The following is a 17,509-nucleotide window of genomic DNA, read 5'->3' on the forward strand; positions in this document are numbered from 1 at the left end:
TTTTTAAAATAAAATAGGAGAAACAGGGGCTTAGGTGCAGCGATTTTATATTTGTTAAACTTGTTTATTAAATAAAGCACGAATAATTTGTACGATAACGGTTTTGCTTTTTATTTAAAATTAAGTTTTTCTATTTCAGCTAAGCTGTTTCAAGTTGATTTAATGTAATTTTAGTTAAATTTAGATTAATAAAAACGCATACTATTTTCTTAATTTGTTATTTTGTGTAAAATTTGATTAAAAATGATTTTCCGTGTCGTATTCTTGTGTTCAATTCTACTTATTATTGAGCTGTATACTTTTCAGATCTTAAAAACTTTGATAAAATCAAAACTAATATTGTTTTCAATTCAGGGTATAAGCCTATTAGTTTTAATATATATCGTGTATTCTTTAATGCAATTTGACCGTAGCGTAGGACAAACCCAGCAATTCATGTTTAGTATGGGATTGTTGCTTATTGTTTATGTTCCAAAATTAATTTTAGCCTTAATTTTAATAGGGGAAGACATTTTTAGAGTAGGTGCTGGAGCCTTAAATTTTTTCGTGGATTATGACAAGAGTACTGATTTCCTTAATTCCAGAAGAAAGTTTATCAGTCAAATAGGATTAGGGTTAGCGGCGGTTCCGTTTTTATCCTTGATATATGGAGTCACGATTGGGAAATACAATTACAAAGTGATCAGGCAGCGTATTTTTTTTCCGGATTTACCGGATGCTTTTGATGGTTTTAAAATTACTCAAATATCCGATGTTCATAGTGGAAGCTTTGATGACCCGGAAAAAATTAATTATGCGATTGACTTGGTAAATGAGCAAAATTCAGATATGATTCTGTTTACTGGAGATATTGTCAATACGCACGCCAAAGAGATGCATCCTTGGATAGAAACATTCAACCGAATTAAGAAACATGAATATGGCAAATATTCCGTTTTGGGGAATCATGATTACGGAGAATATGTAACCTGGCCAAGTGAAGCCGCAAAAGCAGATAATTTTAAGGCAATAAAAAATTTATACGGAGAAATTGGGTTTGATTTATTGCTGAATGAGCATACGTTTATCGAGAAAGGAGATGCCAAAATAGCATTAGTAGGTGTCGAAAACTGGGGACATAATTTCAAGCAGGCCGGAGATTTGAATAAGGCTTCGGGGCAGTTGAAGAAGGAAGATTTCAAGATTTTGATGAGCCATGACCCTTCCCATTGGGAGCACGTGGTGCAGCACGATGATAAACACTACCACCTTACGCTTTCCGGGCACACACACGGAATGCAATTTGGAATCGAAATTCCCGGTTATTTCAAATGGAGTTTGGCGCAATACGTATACAAACAATGGGCCGGCTTATATGAAAACATGGGAAGATACGTTTATGTAAATAGGGGATTTGGTTTTCATGCCTTTCCCGGAAGAGTAGGAATCATGCCGGAAATAACGGTCATCGAACTAAAAAAAGGCACTAATGTAGCAGAATTCGTTTAAAATGCTACATTTGTAAAAATAATATCTCTGTTTAGTGAATTTTAAAAATTAAATTTTTGGTTTTATGTCAAAATTTGGAGAACTTATAAATACTAAAATTCCGGTATTAATTGACTTTTATACGGAGTGGAATGAATCCTCCGTTTTAATGCATCCTGTGATCAGAGATGTAGCGGCGGCCCTTGGCGATAAAGCGAAAGTCATTAAGATTGACGTGGATAAAAATCAAGAATTAGCGGATGCTTTGCGGATCAAAGGGTTGCCTACGTTGATGATCTATAAACAAGGTCAGATGATCTGGAGACAGTCCGGAGAACTTGACGCCAATACGATAATTAGTCTCGTTCAGGAACAATTGTAATATTTTTATAAAGGGTTGCACTTAAAATTATTTTCTTTTAAATAAGCTAGTGTTTTTGGCAACACGTATTGTAGGTTCTTGAACGCTTTTATACTGTCGTGAAAAACAATAATACTCCCCGGTCTTACATTTGACAACACATTATTCAGGCATTTTTCTTTAGATATTGTGGCATCAAAATCAGCACTCAGGACATCCCACATAATTATTTTGTACCCTAGTTTTTGTAGTTTTTTTGATTGCGATTTTTTTATTTTTCCATACGGAGGGCGAAAAAGTTTAGCGTCTGGATGGGTGTGGTTTTCAATCGCTTCTTGAGCTTGTTTCGTGTTTTTGATGTACGTATCAGTAGTTGTTTGCCAGCCATTTAAGTGGTTGAAAGTGTGGTTTCCTATGGTGTGGCCTTCCCGAATCACCTTTTTGAATATTTCAGAATTTTTTTCGATATTATTTCCAATACAGAAAAAAGTGGCTTTGATTCCGTATTTTTTTAATTCCACCAAAACCCATTCTGTAACTTCTGGAATGGGGCCGTCATCAAAGGTAAGGTATACAGTATTTCCTGTATTGGAGACATCCCAACTATAATTAGAGAATATTTTTTTTATAATCGAATGGGTCTTTGTCCAGTACAATTTCATTTTTTTCATTTTAAAATTAAAAAAAATAGCGACATTGAAAAATGTCGCTATTTTTTTAATGGCTCTCTAATATTACTCTTTGTCGCGTCCAAAACGTTCAAACATTTTGATGTACGTATTGAAGACAATTTTGTTCTTATTGTAAAATGCGAGATCGCCATTTTCTTTCATGACTTGCAAGAGGCTTCTGTAGCGCTCAATATCAGTTATGATTGGAATTGCAATACTGCTTTGTTCAGAAGATTTAAGATTGCCATAATAGTTGAGGTTTTCTTGGTACTTAAAGACTAATCGGTCCAATAATTGTTCGGCTTTTATTTTTTCGCCAGTTTTATAATAGCCCCCCGCAAAAGGTTCTACTAATGAATAATAGCCAAAGCTGTCCAAAGGCATTTTTGCCATAGCTAAATCAATGATTTTTTTGGCTTTTTCTTTCTGTCCTTCCAGGATTAACTGATTCATCAATCTTGACAGATTGTTTCGGTAGGTAATGCTATTTTTTCTGGTTTCTGGATCATGATAAATAGAAGGACTATCACTATTTCCCCAATCCCATTTCATGACCTTTGCATACATTCTGTCAGTGTCTATTTGTCCCATTTCAAGTAGACTTCCATCTTTGGACATTGGGGTTTTTATTGGAACTAGTTTGTATACCATACCTTCGAGTTGAAGGTATTCTTTCATCCAGATGTAGTCTTCGCTATCATAAGCACCACCGCTAAAATAAATTGGTCTTTTCCAGTTGTTATTAGCAACAATGTCAAGCATCATCAATCTGTTTTTGTACAACGCACTCCCTTTGATGTCTATGTCAATATAAGGCACTATAGAGTCATTGTATTTAGGGGATACTACTTTGTTTTGTATGATCGTTTTTTTGTCAACGGGAATCCGAATCTTATTGGTTGGATAAAAATGGATGGTTTGTCCGTTTTGCATTCCTACCGTTGATTTAGGATTTTTAATAAAATCGATAAAATCTTTTATATCCCAGCGACTTTCAATTTTTGGAATATGAGCCACATAGTCTAATTTGTCTCCCACATACTCCTCGTGTGTAAACGAAACCGGTACCGGGTCTGATTCGTATGTTTTGGTTTTCATTTGATCGATATACCAGTCCGTCATGAATAAACTGGTGTTTACAATTTTGACATCGGTTCTTATTTTTTCAATTTCCTGTGCGTACCAAAGCGGGAAAGTGTCATTGTCTCCAATGGTGAATAAAATGGCATTAGGGTCACACGAGGTAAGATACGCTTTTGCCATAGACAAGGCGGTATATTTGCCGGAACGGTCGTGGTCATCCCAGTTTTGTGACGCCATAAGCATTGGTGCTGCTACTAAACTTAATGCGATAAGGAGAGGGCCAGCTATTTTTGGAGCGAGATGTTTTTTGACACTTTCATACAAGGCGTAAACACCAAAGCCTATCCAGATGGCAAATACATAAAAGGAGCCTACCAGTGCATAATCCCTTTCTCGAGGTTCAAAAGGTCTTTCGTTCAAATAAATTTTCAGGGCTATTCCCGTAAAAAGGAACAAGGCAAGCAAAACATAAAAGCTTTTTAAATCCTTATTGGCATGATACATAAGTCCAATAAGGCCCAGAATAAAAGGCAAAAAGAAATATACATTCCGACCTTTGTTGTTCAATACATCCGATGGTAAGTTGTCCTGACTTCCTAAATGCAATTCATCAATGAATTTTATACCACTGAGCCAGTTGCCATCCAGATAATCGTATCGTCCCTGAACATCATTTTGACGGCCAACAAAATTCCACATCAAGTACCTCCAATACATGTATCCAAATTGATACTCTACCATAAAACCTAGATTGTCCGCAGTTGTTGGTTTTTCAACAATCAAATAGTCACCATAACTTTTTAGGAAGGTGACATATCCTTCGTTGTCAATTTGTTTTTGCGCGTAGGCTTGTCTGAATTCAGAAATTATTTTTTGAGTTTCATTTTTGAGTTGAGCAATCGCTTTATTATAATCTTCTTCACTAAGCTGACTGGCATCAATACCGTATTTTGCTAAATCATCCTCGTAAGGATAATTAGGATTTAATTTGAATTGAGGCGGATTGGTAAAATTCATGTAATTTTCAATATGTCCATCGCTCCACATTCTTGGCAGAATGGTTTTGTGATTATCATCTGAATTTTGGGAAGCATTTTTATAATTATTGACAATAACATATTTCCCTGTTTTATAATCTCTTTCATAATTGGGTGCTTTGTCTAAATAAGGATTATTGGCATCTAATCCGGCAAAATTCTCTGTGTATTGTGGACCATAGAACAATGCATTTACGCCATATTGTTCTCTATTGTAATAGGCTAAAACTTCGCGGGCATCAGACGGTTTGTTTTCATTGATTACAGTATTTGCATTTGCTCGAATGGGTAGCATCATCCATGTCGAGAAACCAATTAAAATAAAAAGGATGCAAAGAATTATGGTGTTGTAGAACACAAACCCTTTTTGTTTGGTGTATTTCAATCCAAAGTAAAAGAAAGCAATCAAAGCTATTGTAACAAACACAGTGCCCGAGTCAAACGGCAGTCCTAAACTATTGACCATAAAAACTTCTGTTTTACCAAAGAATCCCATGGTCATAGGAAGTAGCAATTTGAAAATAAACAACAAAATAGCAATTACTACAACATTTGCAATAAGGAAACTTTTAACTGTTACTACCTTATAGTTTTTAAAAAAATAAAGAAAACCTATTGCGGGAATTGTTAGTAATGCCATAAAGTGAACCCCAAAGGAAAGTCCTACAACAAGAGAAATAATCAATAACCACTTATTTCCTCTTGGAGTATTCATGTCTTGCTCCCAGCGTAAACCCAGCCAAAACAATAGGGCAATAAACAAGGATGCCATGGCGTAAACCTCAGCCTCGACAGCATTGTACCAAAAGCTATCTGAAAAGGTGAAGGCTAAAGCACCAACAAATGAACTTCCTAGTATAACGATTTCATTGTTTCTGTTAGTCTCTGAAAATCGGGAAATCAATTTTTTTAGAAGAATGGACGAAGACCAAAAAAGGAATAAAATAGTAAAGGCACTCGAGAATACAGACATCATGTTTACCATTAAGGCAATGTGTTGATCATCTGATGCAAACATGGCAAAAAAAGCGCCAATCATCTGGTATAAAGGAGCTCCCGGAGGGTGGCCAACTTGAAGTTTTGCTGCGGTGGAAATGTATTCGCCACAATCCCAAAAACTCATAGTAGGCTCAACAGTTAAAGTGTAAGTTAATAATGCGATTCCAAATGTTAACCAACCAACAATTGTGTTCCATTTATTGAAGTTGAATGTTCCTTTGTCCATGTATTAAAATTTAGTTTAAATGTAAGTTACAAAGAAAATGTTTTTTTATTTAACCCTAGTAGCATTAACACTATTTTCTGGAAAAGTAATAAAATTCAATAATCAATTGATTGTAAAGCTCTTTTGAGATGCTTTGCAGCTGATTTTATTTTTTGTTGTTATTTTTTTAATAAAAAGACAAAAAAAATTTGTGCAAACTAAATATTATTTTAAATTTGCACTCGCTTAGCAGCACTGCTGGTCTATGGTGTAATGGTAACACAACTGTTTTTGGTGCAGTCGTTCAAGGTTCGAGTCCTTGTAGACCAACAAAAAACCTCTCAATTCCTGAGAGGTTTTTTTATAGATAAAATTCTGAGTAGTGTTTGTTGGGATTTTCGAGATAAGAGAGTGAAGTTGGTTAGTTGTTTTTGCAAAGCCAAAAGGAGTTAAATTCTAAAAGTGATAACAGGTCTGGTGGTGTGGTTTACTAAGTCCTCACTGATGCTTCCGTTAAAAAAATGCGCTAAACCAGTTCTGCCATGAGTGCAAAGGCCAATTAAATCAGCATCTATTGTTTTTGAAAAATTGATTATTCCACTTTCAATATTTGCATCATTAAATAGATGTGAGGAGTAGTTTGGAAGATCAAATTCAGCCATAAAAGCGCCCATCACCTTTTCGGCAGCAAGAGTGGTCTTAAAACTATTGGGTGTGCAAATCATGACTAAAAACAAATTGGCATCAAAGATCTTCGCGAACTCCATCATTTTTTTAAAAGGCTTTTTAGCTTCTTTTGAAAAATCAGAGGCAAAGACGAAATTTTTAAATTTTAATTTACCTACATCTTTTTTTATAACTAAAACTGGAATTTCGGAGAGTCGGACCACTTTTTCAGTATTAGAGCCAATAATGATTTCTTCAATGCCTGAAGTGCCATGAGAGCCCATAACGATTAAATCAATTTTATTCTTTTTGTTAAAGGATAAAATACCGCTAAAAGCTTTTTCAAATTGTACAGAGACATGTACCGGAATTCCTTTCAAATAGGGCTGTTCTTTTATTTTTTGAAGGTTTTCGTTAACTTTTTTGATGAACAACATAAGCGCCGGAGTAATGTCTGCTCCAGTAACAGAGTCATTCATGTGGTTTGGGAGTTCTAACAAATGCAATAGGAATATTTCACACTTGTTTTTTCTTGCAATTACAGCAGCCACTTTTAGAGCGTTTCCGGCATGATCAGAAAAATCGGTTGGGACTAAAATACGTTTCATAATTACAGCGTGTTAAATTATGGTAAAACTGTTGTTTTGAATTGTTCATTAAAGATAAGAAATTATTTTAGAGCAATCGATTATTTTGGTTTATAAAAAAAAACACTATATTTGCACCGTTATTTATTAAAATCTAGATAATGAGGGGACTAAATGTCCCCTCTTTTTATAAGCATATGACATTTAAAGAGAAAGTAAACACGTTATTGGCAGAAGGCCTGTTAGAGAAGCCGTCAATTTTTTTGATAGACCTGATTATCACGGATGCTTTTAAGGTTATTGTGACCTTGGATGGAGATAATGGAGTAGCGCTTCAGGATTGTATTGATGTGAGCCGTTCACTAGACAATAACCTGGACCGTGAGGAGCAGGATTTTTCTTTAGAAGTGGCTTCGGTAGGAGTAGGATCTCCATTGAAATTGATCAGACAATACAAGAAAAATATAGGGCGTACATTGATTGTGAAAACTGGAGCAGAAATAATTGAAGCGGAATTAGTGGAAGCTAATGATGATTTTGTAATTTTGTCATGGGAAGCAAGAGAGCCAAAAAAGATTGGTAAAGGGAAGGAGACCGTTCAAAAAGAACTTAAACTACCTTATGGAGACATTAAAGAAGCAATTGTTACAGTAACATTTTAATTAAAGAATTCGCATGGAAAATTTAGCATTGATCGATTCATTCTCAGAGTTTAAAGATGATAAACTTATTGATCGTGTAACGCTTATGGCAATTTTAGAAGATGTATTTAGAAATGCATTGAAAAAAAAATACGGTTCAGATGATAATTTCGATATCATTATAAATCCTGATAAAGGAGATATGGAGATTTGGCAAAGAAGAGTAATTGTTGCGGATGAAGACTTGGATTTTGATCACCTTGAAATTACATTGACTGAAGCTAGAAAAATAGAGCCTGATTTTGAAATTGGAGAAGAGGTTTCTGAAGAAGTTAAATTAATTGATTTAGGAAGAAGAGCAATTTTAGCTTTGCGTCAGAATTTGATTTCTAAAATTCATGAACACGATAACACCAATCTTTACAAGCAGTTTAAAGATTTAATAGGAGATATTTACACCGCCGAAGTGCACCATGTGCGTCCAAGAGTTGTGATTTTAGTTGATGATGAAGGCAATGAAATTATTTTGCCAAAAGAAAAACAAATACCTTCTGATTTTTTCCGCAAGGGTGATAATGTCCGAGGGATAATTGAAAGCGTTGAGTTGAAGGGAAATAAACCTCAAATTATTATGTCTAGAACTTCGGAGAAGTTCTTGGAAAAATTGTTTGAGCAAGAAATTCCGGAAGTATTTGATGGTTTAATCATGGTAAAGAAAGTGGTTAGGATACCCGGCGAAAAAGCAAAAGTAGCTGTTGATTCTTATGACGACAGAATAGATCCTGTGGGGGCTTGTGTAGGTATGAAGGGGTCTCGTATTCATGGAATCGTGCGTGAATTAGGTAATGAGAATATAGATGTTATCAATTATACAAGCAACATTCAATTGTTTATCACAAGAGCATTAAGCCCTGCAAAAGTATCTTCGATCAAGATCAATGAAGAGACTAAAAGAGCAGAGGTTTTCTTGAAGCTTGAAGAAGTTTCAAAAGCGATTGGTCGTGGGGGACACAATATCAAATTAGCGGGCTTATTAACGGGCTATGAATTAGACGTTATTCGTGAAGGTGATGTTGCTGGTGCTACCGCTGATGATGATGATGTTGAATTAACAGAGTTTTCAGATGAAATTGAAGACTGGGTTATTGAAGAATTTGCAAAAATTGGATTGGATACTGCAAAAAGTATCTTAAAACAAGATGTAGAAGATTTAGTACGAAGAACAGACCTGGAAGAGGAAACGATTCTGGATGTAATGAGAATATTGAAAGAAGAATTTGACAGTTAGTCATTGAGTCTTCAACGATAAACATGCCATTTTACAATTAATTCTTGCTCGGTAGGTATCGAGTCGGGAGTAAAGTGAGGAATAACAAAAAAGGTAATAATAAAAAGGTTTTATGTCTGAAGAGAGAATTATTAGAATAAACAAAGTTTTAAGGGAATTGAATATTTCTTTGGAAAGAGCTGTGGATTATCTAAAAGATAAAGGGATAGCTATTGAAGCAAACCCAAACACAAAAATTTCTGATGATGTATACAATGTCTTGTGCGGTCAGTTTGCAGGTGACAAAGGGAATAAAGAAGCTTCGAAAGAAGTTGGGGAAGAAAAAAGAAAAGAAAAAGAGGCTTTGCGTTTAGAACGAGAGAAAGAAATCGAAGACAAACGTAAGATTGAGGAAGAGCGTCTGAAACAGCAAGAAGTTATAAAAGCGAGAGCAGTTATAGCGGGTCCTGTTCAGGTAGGTAAGATTGATCTTAATCCTAAAAAACCTTCCATCGTCACTCCTGTGAAAGCGGTTGAAAAAGTGGAGACTCCAGTTGCTAAAGTAGCTGAGGTGAAAGCAATTCAAAAAGAAGCTTCAACAGAAAAACTGTCGCCAGAAAAACCTTTAGATGAAAAACCTGTTTCAGATAAAAAAGAGATAAAACCGGTTGTTGGAATTAAAGAGGTAAAAAAAGAGACTGTAAAAGCAGTCCCTGCTGAACCAAAAGAGGTAGTGAAAACGGAAATTGCTAAAACTGATGACGTGCCTGTTGATGAAACCATCACAACGCAATATCAAAAATTATCAGGAACTACTTTGACAGGGCAGATCATTGATTTGTCACAATTCAACAAACCAAAAAAGAAAAAAGAAGAACCTAAAATCACTCCTAATAAACCGGGTGCTCCAGGATCGGCTGCGGCTAATGCAAATAAAAACAAGCGTAAAAGGATTGCTCCTAAACCAGGAGTTCCTAGGCCGCCTGCAGTTCCAGGAGTTCCGGGAGCGCCAAATCCTAACAAGATTACGCCAAATGTTGGTGGTGGCGGATTTAATGCTAACAGAAGTGCAAGACCTGGTTTCGTAAGAGGAAACAGACCTGCTATTGTTGCTAAAGTAGAGCCTACGGAAGAAGAAGTAAAAAACCAAATTAGAGAGACTTTAGAAAAACTTCAAGGAAAAGGAGGTAAATCTAAAGCAGCTAAATATAGAAGAGATAAAAGAGATACGCACCGTCAAAAATCAGATGACGAGCAAAGAGCCATAGACGAAGGAAGCAAAACGATTAAGGTTACTGAGTTTGTTACCGTTGGTGAAATTGCCATCATGATGGATGTGCCAATTACAAAAGTTATTGGAACTTGTATGTCGCTTGGAATCATGGTTACCATGAATCAGCGTCTTGATGCGGAAACATTGACAATCGTTGCGGATGAGTTTGGTTATGAAGTTGAATTTATCACGGTAGATATTGAAGAAGCAATTCAGGTTGTTGCAGATAGAGAAGAAGATTTAGTGTTCAGAGCGCCTATTGTTACGGTAATGGGTCACGTAGATCACGGTAAAACATCGTTACTGGATTACGTTCGTAAAGAAAACGTAATCGCAGGGGAGTCTGGAGGAATTACACAACATATTGGTGCCTACGGAGTAACTTTGGATAACGGACAAAAAATTGCATTCTTAGATACACCGGGTCACGAAGCTTTTACAGCGATGCGTGCGCGTGGTGCTCAAGTTACGGATATTGCAATTATTGTGATTGCTGCGGATGATGACATCATGCCACAAACGAAAGAAGCGATCAGTCATGCTCAAGCAGCAGGCGTTCCTATTATATTTGCCATTAATAAAATTGACAAGCCTAATGCCAATCCTGAAAAAGTAAAAGAAAGATTAGCGGGTATGAATTTACTAGTAGAAGATTGGGGTGGGAAAATTCAATCTCATGATATCTCTGCAAAAGTTGGTACAGGTGTCAAAGAATTATTAGAGAAGGTATTGTTAGAAGCGGAACTTTTAGATTTAAAATCAAATCCAAATAAAGCGGCTCAAGGTACAGTGGTTGAGGCATTTCTTGATAAAGGAAAAGGATATGTTTCTACCATATTAGTACAGCATGGAACGTTACGAGTTGGTGATTATATGTTAGCAGGGAAGCATCATGGTAAGATAAAAGCCATGCATGATGAAAGAGGGAATATAGTTACAGTTGCGGGACCTTCAACTCCGGTTTCTGTTCTGGGTCTTGATGGAGCAGCCACTGCAGGGGATAAGTTCAATATTTTTGAAGATGAAAAAGAAGCCAAACAAATTGCTTCAAAACGTTCTCAATTGATGCGTGAGCAGTCTGTACGTACACAACGACACATTACATTGGATGAAATTGGACGTAGAATAGCATTGGGTCAATTTAAAGAATTAAATATTATCCTTAAGGGAGATGTGGATGGTTCTGTTGAAGCATTGTCTGATTCGTTCTCTAAATTATCTACCGAAGAAATTCAAATTAATATTATTCATAAAGGGGTTGGTGCAATTACAGAAACTGACGTAATGTTGGCTTCGGCATCGGATGCAATCATCATCGGATTTAATGTTCGTCCTGCTGGAAACGCAAGACAATTAGCAGATAAAGAAGAAATTGATATCCGTTACTATTCTATTATTTATGCTGCAATTGATGACTTGAAAGATGCCATGGAAGGGATGTTAGCTCCAGAAATGAAAGAAGAAATTTTGGGTACAGCGGAGATTAGAGAGATATTCAAAATCTCTAAAGTAGGTTCTATTGCGGGTTGTATGGTAATGGACGGTAAAATTTCCAGAAGCGCTAAAATGAGAATCATTAGAGATGGTGTGGTGGTGCATACAGGTGAACTGATAGCATTGAAACGTTTCAAAGATGATGTTAAAGAGGTTGCTAAAGGCTATGATTGTGGAATTCAGATCAAGGGATATAATGACATTGAAGAAAGAGATGTTATTGAATCTTACCATGAGGTAGCAATTAAGAAGAAATTGAAATAGAATTATATTGTTTTAATTAAAATCCCGACTAGTCGGGATTTTTTTGTTTTAAACAAAGACAGGTTTAGTCTTGAAAAGCTTTTTTAATGGCTGAATAAAAGTTTTTTGTTTTAACACTGATTTTTATTTGTTAAGGAAAAGTGACAACTTTTTTTTATTTCAGTTAGTAAAACGCGATTTTTTATTTAATCGAGAGTGGGATAGGAGTTTGTGTTGAACTGAGCTTATTCGTTTATGTCATCCTGATTTAAAGTTTTTTGCTTATTTCAAATAATAGAGAGCTTGATTTTATATAATTTGAATATTTTTTAAGTTTATTAGAGGATAATTTTGCTATTTTTCAATTGTCTTTGGTTTTTTTTAATCCAATTATAAAAACAAAAAAACCACTTTTGAAGTGGTTTTTTTTAAATAGGAGATGCATGATTACTGATGCTGTTTTATTTGTTAGGCTTTATCAAATGTACATTGGAATAGCTTTTTTTGATCTCTATTAGATTTCGTTCTGCTTCAATTCGTGTTTTGAAATTCCCAACCCAAACTTTGTAGTTTGGAGTAAAAAAAATAATGGTGCCGTCAATATCTCGAAATTGTTGTCTAAATTGATTAAGAGTGTTTCTTGCTTTTTCACTTTCGCCACTAAATATTTGAATTTTATATTGGTCATTTATAGCATTAGAAATATTTGTTTTTCTCTTTTCATTTAGTAATTGTTCAAATTTAGGGTCTTGATTAACGGTTAAGTTTTTGTCTTGTGCAATTGCATGTATATAAGATATACAAAATGCAATAGTGATAAAAAAAGCTTTTTTGGAGGCTAAAATTCTCATAATGTGATTGTTTTTGTGTAAAAGTACTATTTAATAAATCATACTAAACTCAGAATATTATTTAGAATAGATATAAATTGAAATTAAGACTATTTTAAGGTTTTGAGAGTAGTTCTTAAGTCGTATTTTTGTGCAAGTTTAAAATAAAGGATCAGTTTTTATAAAAATAATTAGAAAAAACTGTGCCAATTTTTAGTAGATAATCATTATACTATATGAAAAAGGTGGGTAACCATAATTCGATCTCAAGGAAATTAATTCTTAGCATAGCTTTAATGCTGTCTGTTTCCTTTACTTCATTTGCTCAAGAAGCTACTCCAGCAGTAGCGGATGTTACTGCGGATGCTACAGCTACTTCACAAAGTGCTGATCCGGTTAAGGGTAAAGAGCTTTTTAATGCTAACTGTGCGGCATGTCACAAACTTGATGCGAAAGCAACAGGACCGGCTCTTAGAGGCGTGGGTGCTAAATATGATGCTTCATGGCTTCATAAGTGGGTTCGTAATAGTTCAGATCTTATCAAATCAGGAGATGCTCAAGCTGTAAAAGTTTATGAGGAAAATAACAAGGCCGTAATGTCTGCTTTTCCTCAATTATCGGATGCTGATATTGATGATATAATTGCTTACACTTCAGAGCCAAAAGCGGAGGCTCCTGCAGTAGCTTCAGGTACTGAGGCGGTTCCAGGAACAGCTGATGCAGGCAGTGGGGTTTCGAATAATATTATTTTAGGGGCTTTGTCCTTGGTGATGTTAGTTCTTGTGGTAATGTTGTTTCTTGTAAATAATGTGTTAACTAAAGTAGCAAAAGCAAATGGTATTGAAGTTGCTCCAAAAACTCCAACAACACCTATTTGGAAATCGTTTGTTAGAAATCAGTTTTTAGTATTGGTTACTTCTGTGTTTTTGTTGTTGGCGAGTGCGTATTTTGTATATGGTTATCTGATGCAAATTGGTGTTGACCAGGATTATGCGCCAGTTCAGCCGATTCATTATTCTCATAGAATACATGCTGGAGATAATGAGATCAACTGTAAGTATTGTCACTCCTCGGCAAGAGTTAGTAAGAATGCTGGAATTCCTTCATTGAATGTTTGTATGAATTGTCATAAGAATATTGCTGAAGTTGCTGAAACAACAGCTACTCCTGAATACAGTAAGGCGTTTTATGATGAGCAAATTCAGAAATTATATACAGCAGTTGGTTGGGATCAAACAACTCAAACGTACACAGGTAAAACACAGCCTGTAAAATGGGTTCGTATTCATAACTTGCCGGATTTTGTTTATTTTAATCACTCGCAACACGTAACGGTGGCTGGTATTGAATGTCAAACTTGTCACGGTCCAGTACAAGAATATGAGATTCAAAAACAATTCGCTCCTTTAACAATGGGTTGGTGTATTGATTGTCACAGGAAAACTGAGGTAAAAATGGAAGGCAATGAATATTATACTAAGATTCACGAGGAGCTTTCTAAGAAATACGGTGTAGACAAGTTGACTGCGGCTCAAATGGGAGGTTTAGAATGTGGTAAATGCCATTATTAATCAAATTATTAAGATTTTAATATTTATATATGTCATCAAACAAAAAATACTGGAAAAGTGTTGAAGAGCTAGATCAAAATAGTTCTGTTGTTGAGGCCCTTAGAAATAACGAATTTGTTGAAGAAATTCCTACGGATGAATTTTTAGGAAATGATGGTACTTTGTCATCTTCGTCAACATCACGTCGTGATTTTTTAAAGTACGTTGGTTTTAGCACAGCAGCAGCCACGCTTGCGGCTTGTGAAGGACCGGTTAACAAGTCTATTCCTTACGTGCTTCAGCCGGAACAAATTATCCCCGGAGTAGCCGATTATTATGCAACGTCAGTTTTTGATGGTTTTGACTTTGCAAATCTTTTGGTGAAAACACGTGAAGGGCGCCCTATTAAAATAGATAATAATACTATTCAAGGTGCTGCGTTTAGTGCTAATGCAAGAATTCATGCTTCTATTCTTTCGTTATACGACAGTATGCGTTTGAAGGAGCCAAAGATAGAAGGTAAAAATGCGGCTTGGTCTGCTGTTGATTCTAAAATAAAGTCTAGTATCGTTGCTGCTGCTGCAAAAGGCGGGCAAGTGGTGCTTTTGACTAATACATTGGCGAGTCCATCATCAGAAAAGCTTATTGCTGAATTTATTGCCAAAAATCCAAATGCGAAACATGTTGTTTACGATGCTGTTTCTTCTTCGGAAGCATTAGATGCTTTTGAAACTGTTTATGGAGAAAGAGCTTTAGTTAATTATGATTTTTCAAAAGCATCTCTTATCGTTTCTGTTGGAGCTGATTTTCTTGGAGACTGGCAAGGCGGGGGTTATGATTCGGGTTATACGCAAGGAAGAGTGCCAAAAGCAGGAAAAATGTCTCGTCATTTTCAGTTAGAAGCTAATATGACACTCTCGGGTGCTGCAGCTGATAAACGTTTGCCAATGTCTACGGCTAATCAAAAGCAAGCGTTAGTTCATATTTATAATGTGGTAACAGGTTCTTCTGTTGGCGTAACTTTAGAAGATAAATTTAAAGCTGAAGTTACTAAAGCGGCTCAGCAGTTAAAAGCTGCTGGTGCAAAAGGAGTTTTAGTTTCTGGTATTCAAGATAAAAATGCTCAGTTAGTAGTTTTGGCTGTCAATCAAGCATTGGCCAGTGAGGCTTTTACTACCTCTGGTGTAAGACAAATCAGAAAAGGTTCAAATGAAAAAGTGAATCAATTAATTAATGATATGAAAGCAGGAAGTGTTCATACGTTGATTATGAGTGGTGTTAATCCAGTCTATACTTTACCAGACAGCACTTCTTTTGTTGAAGCACTGAAGAAAGTTGATACATCAGTATCTTTTTCTTTGAAAGAAGATGAAACGGCTTTAGTAAGTACAATTGCAGCAGCTGTTCCTCATTATTTGGAATCATGGAATGATGTAAGTTTCACCAAAGGAACTTATGGGATTACTCAGCCTACGATCCGTCCTCTTTTTAATACCAAACAATTTCAGGATGTATTGTTGTCTTTAAATGGAATGACTGGTACATTTTACGATTATATTAAAGGGAATGCTTCGGCAATAATAGCAGGTTCTTCTTGGAATAAAGTGTTGCATGATGGTGTTTATGTGGGTGTTGTACCAACTGTAGCTGCAGGTTCTGCTGATTATGGTGCTGCTGCAACTGCTTTGGCACAATCAAAAGCTTCTGAAGGACTAGAACTTGTTTTATACACCAAAACTGGTTTAGGGGATGGACAACAAGCAAACAACCCTTGGTTACAAGAATTTCCGGATCCAATTACAAGAGTTTCTTGGGATAACTATCTTACGGTTTCGAATGCTGATGCTAAGAAATATGATCTTTCGAATGAAATTGTTGCTAATGGGGGGTTAAACGGAAGTTATGCTAGCATTACCACAGCAGACGGAATTAAATTAGAAAATGTTCCTGTAATTGTGCAACCGGGTCAGGCTGTTGGTACTATTGGCTTGGCGTTAGGGTACGGTCGCAAAGCGGCTTTGAAGGAAGAAATGATGGTGGGTTTAAATGCCTATTCTTTATATAAAGGTTTCAATAATGTACAATCAGTAACCTTGGTAAAAGCTGAAGGTGAACATGAGTTTGCTTGTGTTCAAGGTCAGAAAACATTGATGGGAAGAGGGGATATTATAAAAGAAACATCTTTAGAAATTTTTAATACAAAAGATGCTCAAATTTGGAATCCTCAACCTATGGTGTCATTGGATCATAAGGAGGTAGAAGCTACTAAGGTAGATTTGTGGTCTTCATTTGATCGTTCTGTCGGGCATCATTTTAATCTTTCTATAGATTTAAATTCATGTACCGGTTGTGGTGCTTGTGTGATAGCATGTCATGCTGAAAATAACGTTCCTGTAGTAGGGAAAGCTGAAATTAGAAGAAGTCGTGATATGCACTGGTTGCGTATTGACAGGTATTATTCTTCCGAAAGTACTTTTGAAGGTGATAACGAAAGAAAAGAAAATATAGCAGGTTTATCAAGTTCATTATCTACATTTAATGAAATGGAAAAGGCAGGTGATAATCCTCAAGTTTCCTTTCAGCCAGTAATGTGTCAACATTGTAACCATGCACCCTGTGAAACAGTTTGTCCAGTAGCGGCAACTTCACACTCGCGTCAAGGTCAAAATCATATGGCTTATAACAGATGCGTTGGTACGCGTTATTGTGCTAACAACTGTCCGTATAAAGTACGTCGTTTTAACTGGTTTTTATACAACAAAAACAGTGAATTTGATTATCATATGAATGATGATTTAGGACGTATGGTATTGAATCCGGATGTTAATGTTCGCTCTCGTGGAGTTATGGAAAAATGTTCAATGTGTATTCAAATGACACAAGCAACTATTTTGAAAGCTAAAAACGAAGGAAGAGTAATCATTGATGGTGAATTCCAAACGGCATGTTCAAATGCTTGTTCTAATGGAGCAATGAAATTTGGAGATATAAATGATAAAGATGCGGAAGTGGCTGCCTTAGTTGCTGACGAAAGGATGTATCATTTGTTGGAGCATGTTGGAACAAAACCTAATGTGATTTATCACGTTAAAGTTAGAAATACTTAGTACAAAAAAAGAATTAATTAAGAATCAA

At 35.8% G+C, this 17,509-nt stretch carries 11 protein-coding genes and 1 tRNA gene; 8 read left to right on the forward strand and 4 right to left on the reverse strand.

From position 1 onward, the window contains the following. Positions 1-243 precede the first annotated feature (243 nt). Both EKM03_RS02080 and EKM03_RS02085 read left to right on the forward strand, forming a co-directional pair. Complete coding sequence (locus tag EKM03_RS02080) at positions 244-1,488, forward strand: metallophosphoesterase (RefSeq protein ID WP_126563421.1); 1,245 nt, start codon at positions 244-246, stop codon at positions 1,486-1,488. Positions 1,489-1,552: 64 nt separating this feature from the next. After that, positions 1,553-1,849: a co-chaperone YbbN gene (locus EKM03_RS02085; protein ID WP_126458398.1), complete on the forward strand. Its 297-nt coding sequence runs from the start codon at positions 1,553-1,555 to the stop codon at positions 1,847-1,849. A 5-nt stretch (positions 1,850-1,854) separates the two neighbouring features. Here the strand turns inward: EKM03_RS02085 and EKM03_RS02090 are convergent, their stop codons facing one another. Together EKM03_RS02090 and EKM03_RS02095 are read right to left on the reverse strand one after the other, a co-directional pair. Next, positions 1,855-2,490 (reverse strand): polysaccharide deacetylase family protein, encoded by a 636-nt coding sequence (locus tag EKM03_RS02090; RefSeq protein ID WP_126739899.1) that lies wholly within the window; start codon positions 2,488-2,490, stop codon positions 1,855-1,857. A 72-nt stretch (positions 2,491-2,562) separates the two neighbouring features. Continuing rightward, on the reverse strand, positions 2,563-5,844 hold the full coding sequence (locus EKM03_RS02095) for a DUF2723 domain-containing protein (protein ID WP_126739808.1): 3,282 nt from the start codon (positions 5,842-5,844) through the stop codon (positions 2,563-2,565). A 238-nt stretch (positions 5,845-6,082) separates the two neighbouring features. On the opposite strand from EKM03_RS02095, the gene EKM03_RS02100 reads away from it, so the two are divergent. Further along, positions 6,083-6,153: transfer RNA gene (locus EKM03_RS02100), tRNA-Gln, on the forward strand. 119 nt (positions 6,154-6,272) lie between these two features. Here the strand turns inward: EKM03_RS02100 and EKM03_RS02105 are convergent. After that, entirely contained in the window at positions 6,273-7,097 is an 825-nt protein-coding gene (locus EKM03_RS02105; protein WP_126453832.1) for a universal stress protein, read from the reverse strand. Positions 7,098-7,273: 176 nt separating this feature from the next. Here EKM03_RS02105 and rimP point away from each other — a divergent pair, with 176 nt between their 5' ends. The 3 genes from rimP (at position 7,274) to infB (ending at position 12,015) form a co-directional block, all read left to right on the forward strand. Beyond that, the gene (rimP, locus tag EKM03_RS02110) at positions 7,274-7,738 is read left to right on the forward strand and encodes a ribosome assembly cofactor RimP (RefSeq protein WP_126459084.1); all 465 of its coding nucleotides are present in this window, start codon (positions 7,274-7,276) and stop codon (positions 7,736-7,738) included. Between the two features lie 13 nt (positions 7,739-7,751). Next, positions 7,752-9,005 carry a transcription termination factor NusA gene (nusA, locus tag EKM03_RS02115; RefSeq protein WP_126453830.1) on the forward strand — a complete coding sequence of 418 codons (1,254 nt, stop codon included), beginning with the start codon at positions 7,752-7,754 and terminating at the stop codon, positions 9,003-9,005. Positions 9,006-9,117: 112 nt separating this feature from the next. Further along, the gene (gene infB / locus EKM03_RS02120; RefSeq protein ID WP_126562646.1) at positions 9,118-12,015 is read left to right on the forward strand and encodes a translation initiation factor IF-2; all 2,898 of its coding nucleotides are present in this window, start codon (positions 9,118-9,120) and stop codon (positions 12,013-12,015) included. A gap of 440 nt (positions 12,016-12,455) precedes the next feature. Here the strand turns inward: infB and EKM03_RS02125 are convergent, their stop codons facing one another. Next, positions 12,456-12,845 (reverse strand): SPOR domain-containing protein, encoded by a 390-nt coding sequence (locus tag EKM03_RS02125; protein ID WP_126458404.1) that lies wholly within the window; start codon positions 12,843-12,845, stop codon positions 12,456-12,458. 215 nt (positions 12,846-13,060) lie between these two features. On the opposite strand from EKM03_RS02125, the gene EKM03_RS02130 reads away from it, so the two are divergent. Further along, positions 13,061-14,395, forward strand: coding sequence for a c-type cytochrome (locus EKM03_RS02130; protein WP_126458406.1), 1,335 nt, complete (start codon positions 13,061-13,063; stop codon positions 14,393-14,395). Between the two features lie 29 nt (positions 14,396-14,424). Further along, the gene (locus EKM03_RS02135) at positions 14,425-17,481 is read left to right on the forward strand and encodes a TAT-variant-translocated molybdopterin oxidoreductase (RefSeq protein ID WP_126739809.1); all 3,057 of its coding nucleotides are present in this window, start codon (positions 14,425-14,427) and stop codon (positions 17,479-17,481) included. Positions 17,482-17,509 lie beyond the last annotated feature (28 nt).

This window comes from Flavobacterium sp. GSP6, assembly GCF_003984855.1.
Lineage (GTDB): Bacteria > Bacteroidota > Bacteroidia > Flavobacteriales > Flavobacteriaceae > Flavobacterium.

What these genes read in the sequence shown, in the direction of transcription:
- EKM03_RS02125 (WP_126458404.1), bottom strand. Translation starts at nt 12,845, where the DNA reads ATGAGAATTTTAGCCTCCAAAAAAGCTTTTTTTATCACTATTGCATTT.
- EKM03_RS02105 (WP_126453832.1), bottom strand. Translation starts at nt 7,097, where the DNA reads ATGAAACGTATTTTAGTCCCAACCGATTTTTCTGATCATGCCGGAAAC.
- EKM03_RS02090 (WP_126739899.1), bottom strand. Translation starts at nt 2,490, where the DNA reads ATGAAATTGTACTGGACAAAGACCCATTCGATTATAAAAAAAATATTC.
- EKM03_RS02085 (WP_126458398.1), top strand. Translation starts at nt 1,553, where the DNA reads ATGTCAAAATTTGGAGAACTTATAAATACTAAAATTCCGGTATTAATT.
- EKM03_RS02080 (WP_126563421.1), top strand. Translation starts at nt 244, where the DNA reads ATGATTTTCCGTGTCGTATTCTTGTGTTCAATTCTACTTATTATTGAG.
- EKM03_RS02135 (WP_126739809.1), top strand. Translation starts at nt 14,425, where the DNA reads ATGTCATCAAACAAAAAATACTGGAAAAGTGTTGAAGAGCTAGATCAA.
- EKM03_RS02095 (WP_126739808.1), bottom strand. Translation starts at nt 5,844, where the DNA reads ATGGACAAAGGAACATTCAACTTCAATAAATGGAACACAATTGTTGGT.
- infB (WP_126562646.1), top strand. Translation starts at nt 9,118, where the DNA reads ATGTCTGAAGAGAGAATTATTAGAATAAACAAAGTTTTAAGGGAATTG.
- EKM03_RS02130 (WP_126458406.1), top strand. Translation starts at nt 13,061, where the DNA reads ATGAAAAAGGTGGGTAACCATAATTCGATCTCAAGGAAATTAATTCTT.
- rimP (WP_126459084.1), top strand. Translation starts at nt 7,274, where the DNA reads ATGACATTTAAAGAGAAAGTAAACACGTTATTGGCAGAAGGCCTGTTA.
- nusA (WP_126453830.1), top strand. Translation starts at nt 7,752, where the DNA reads ATGGAAAATTTAGCATTGATCGATTCATTCTCAGAGTTTAAAGATGAT.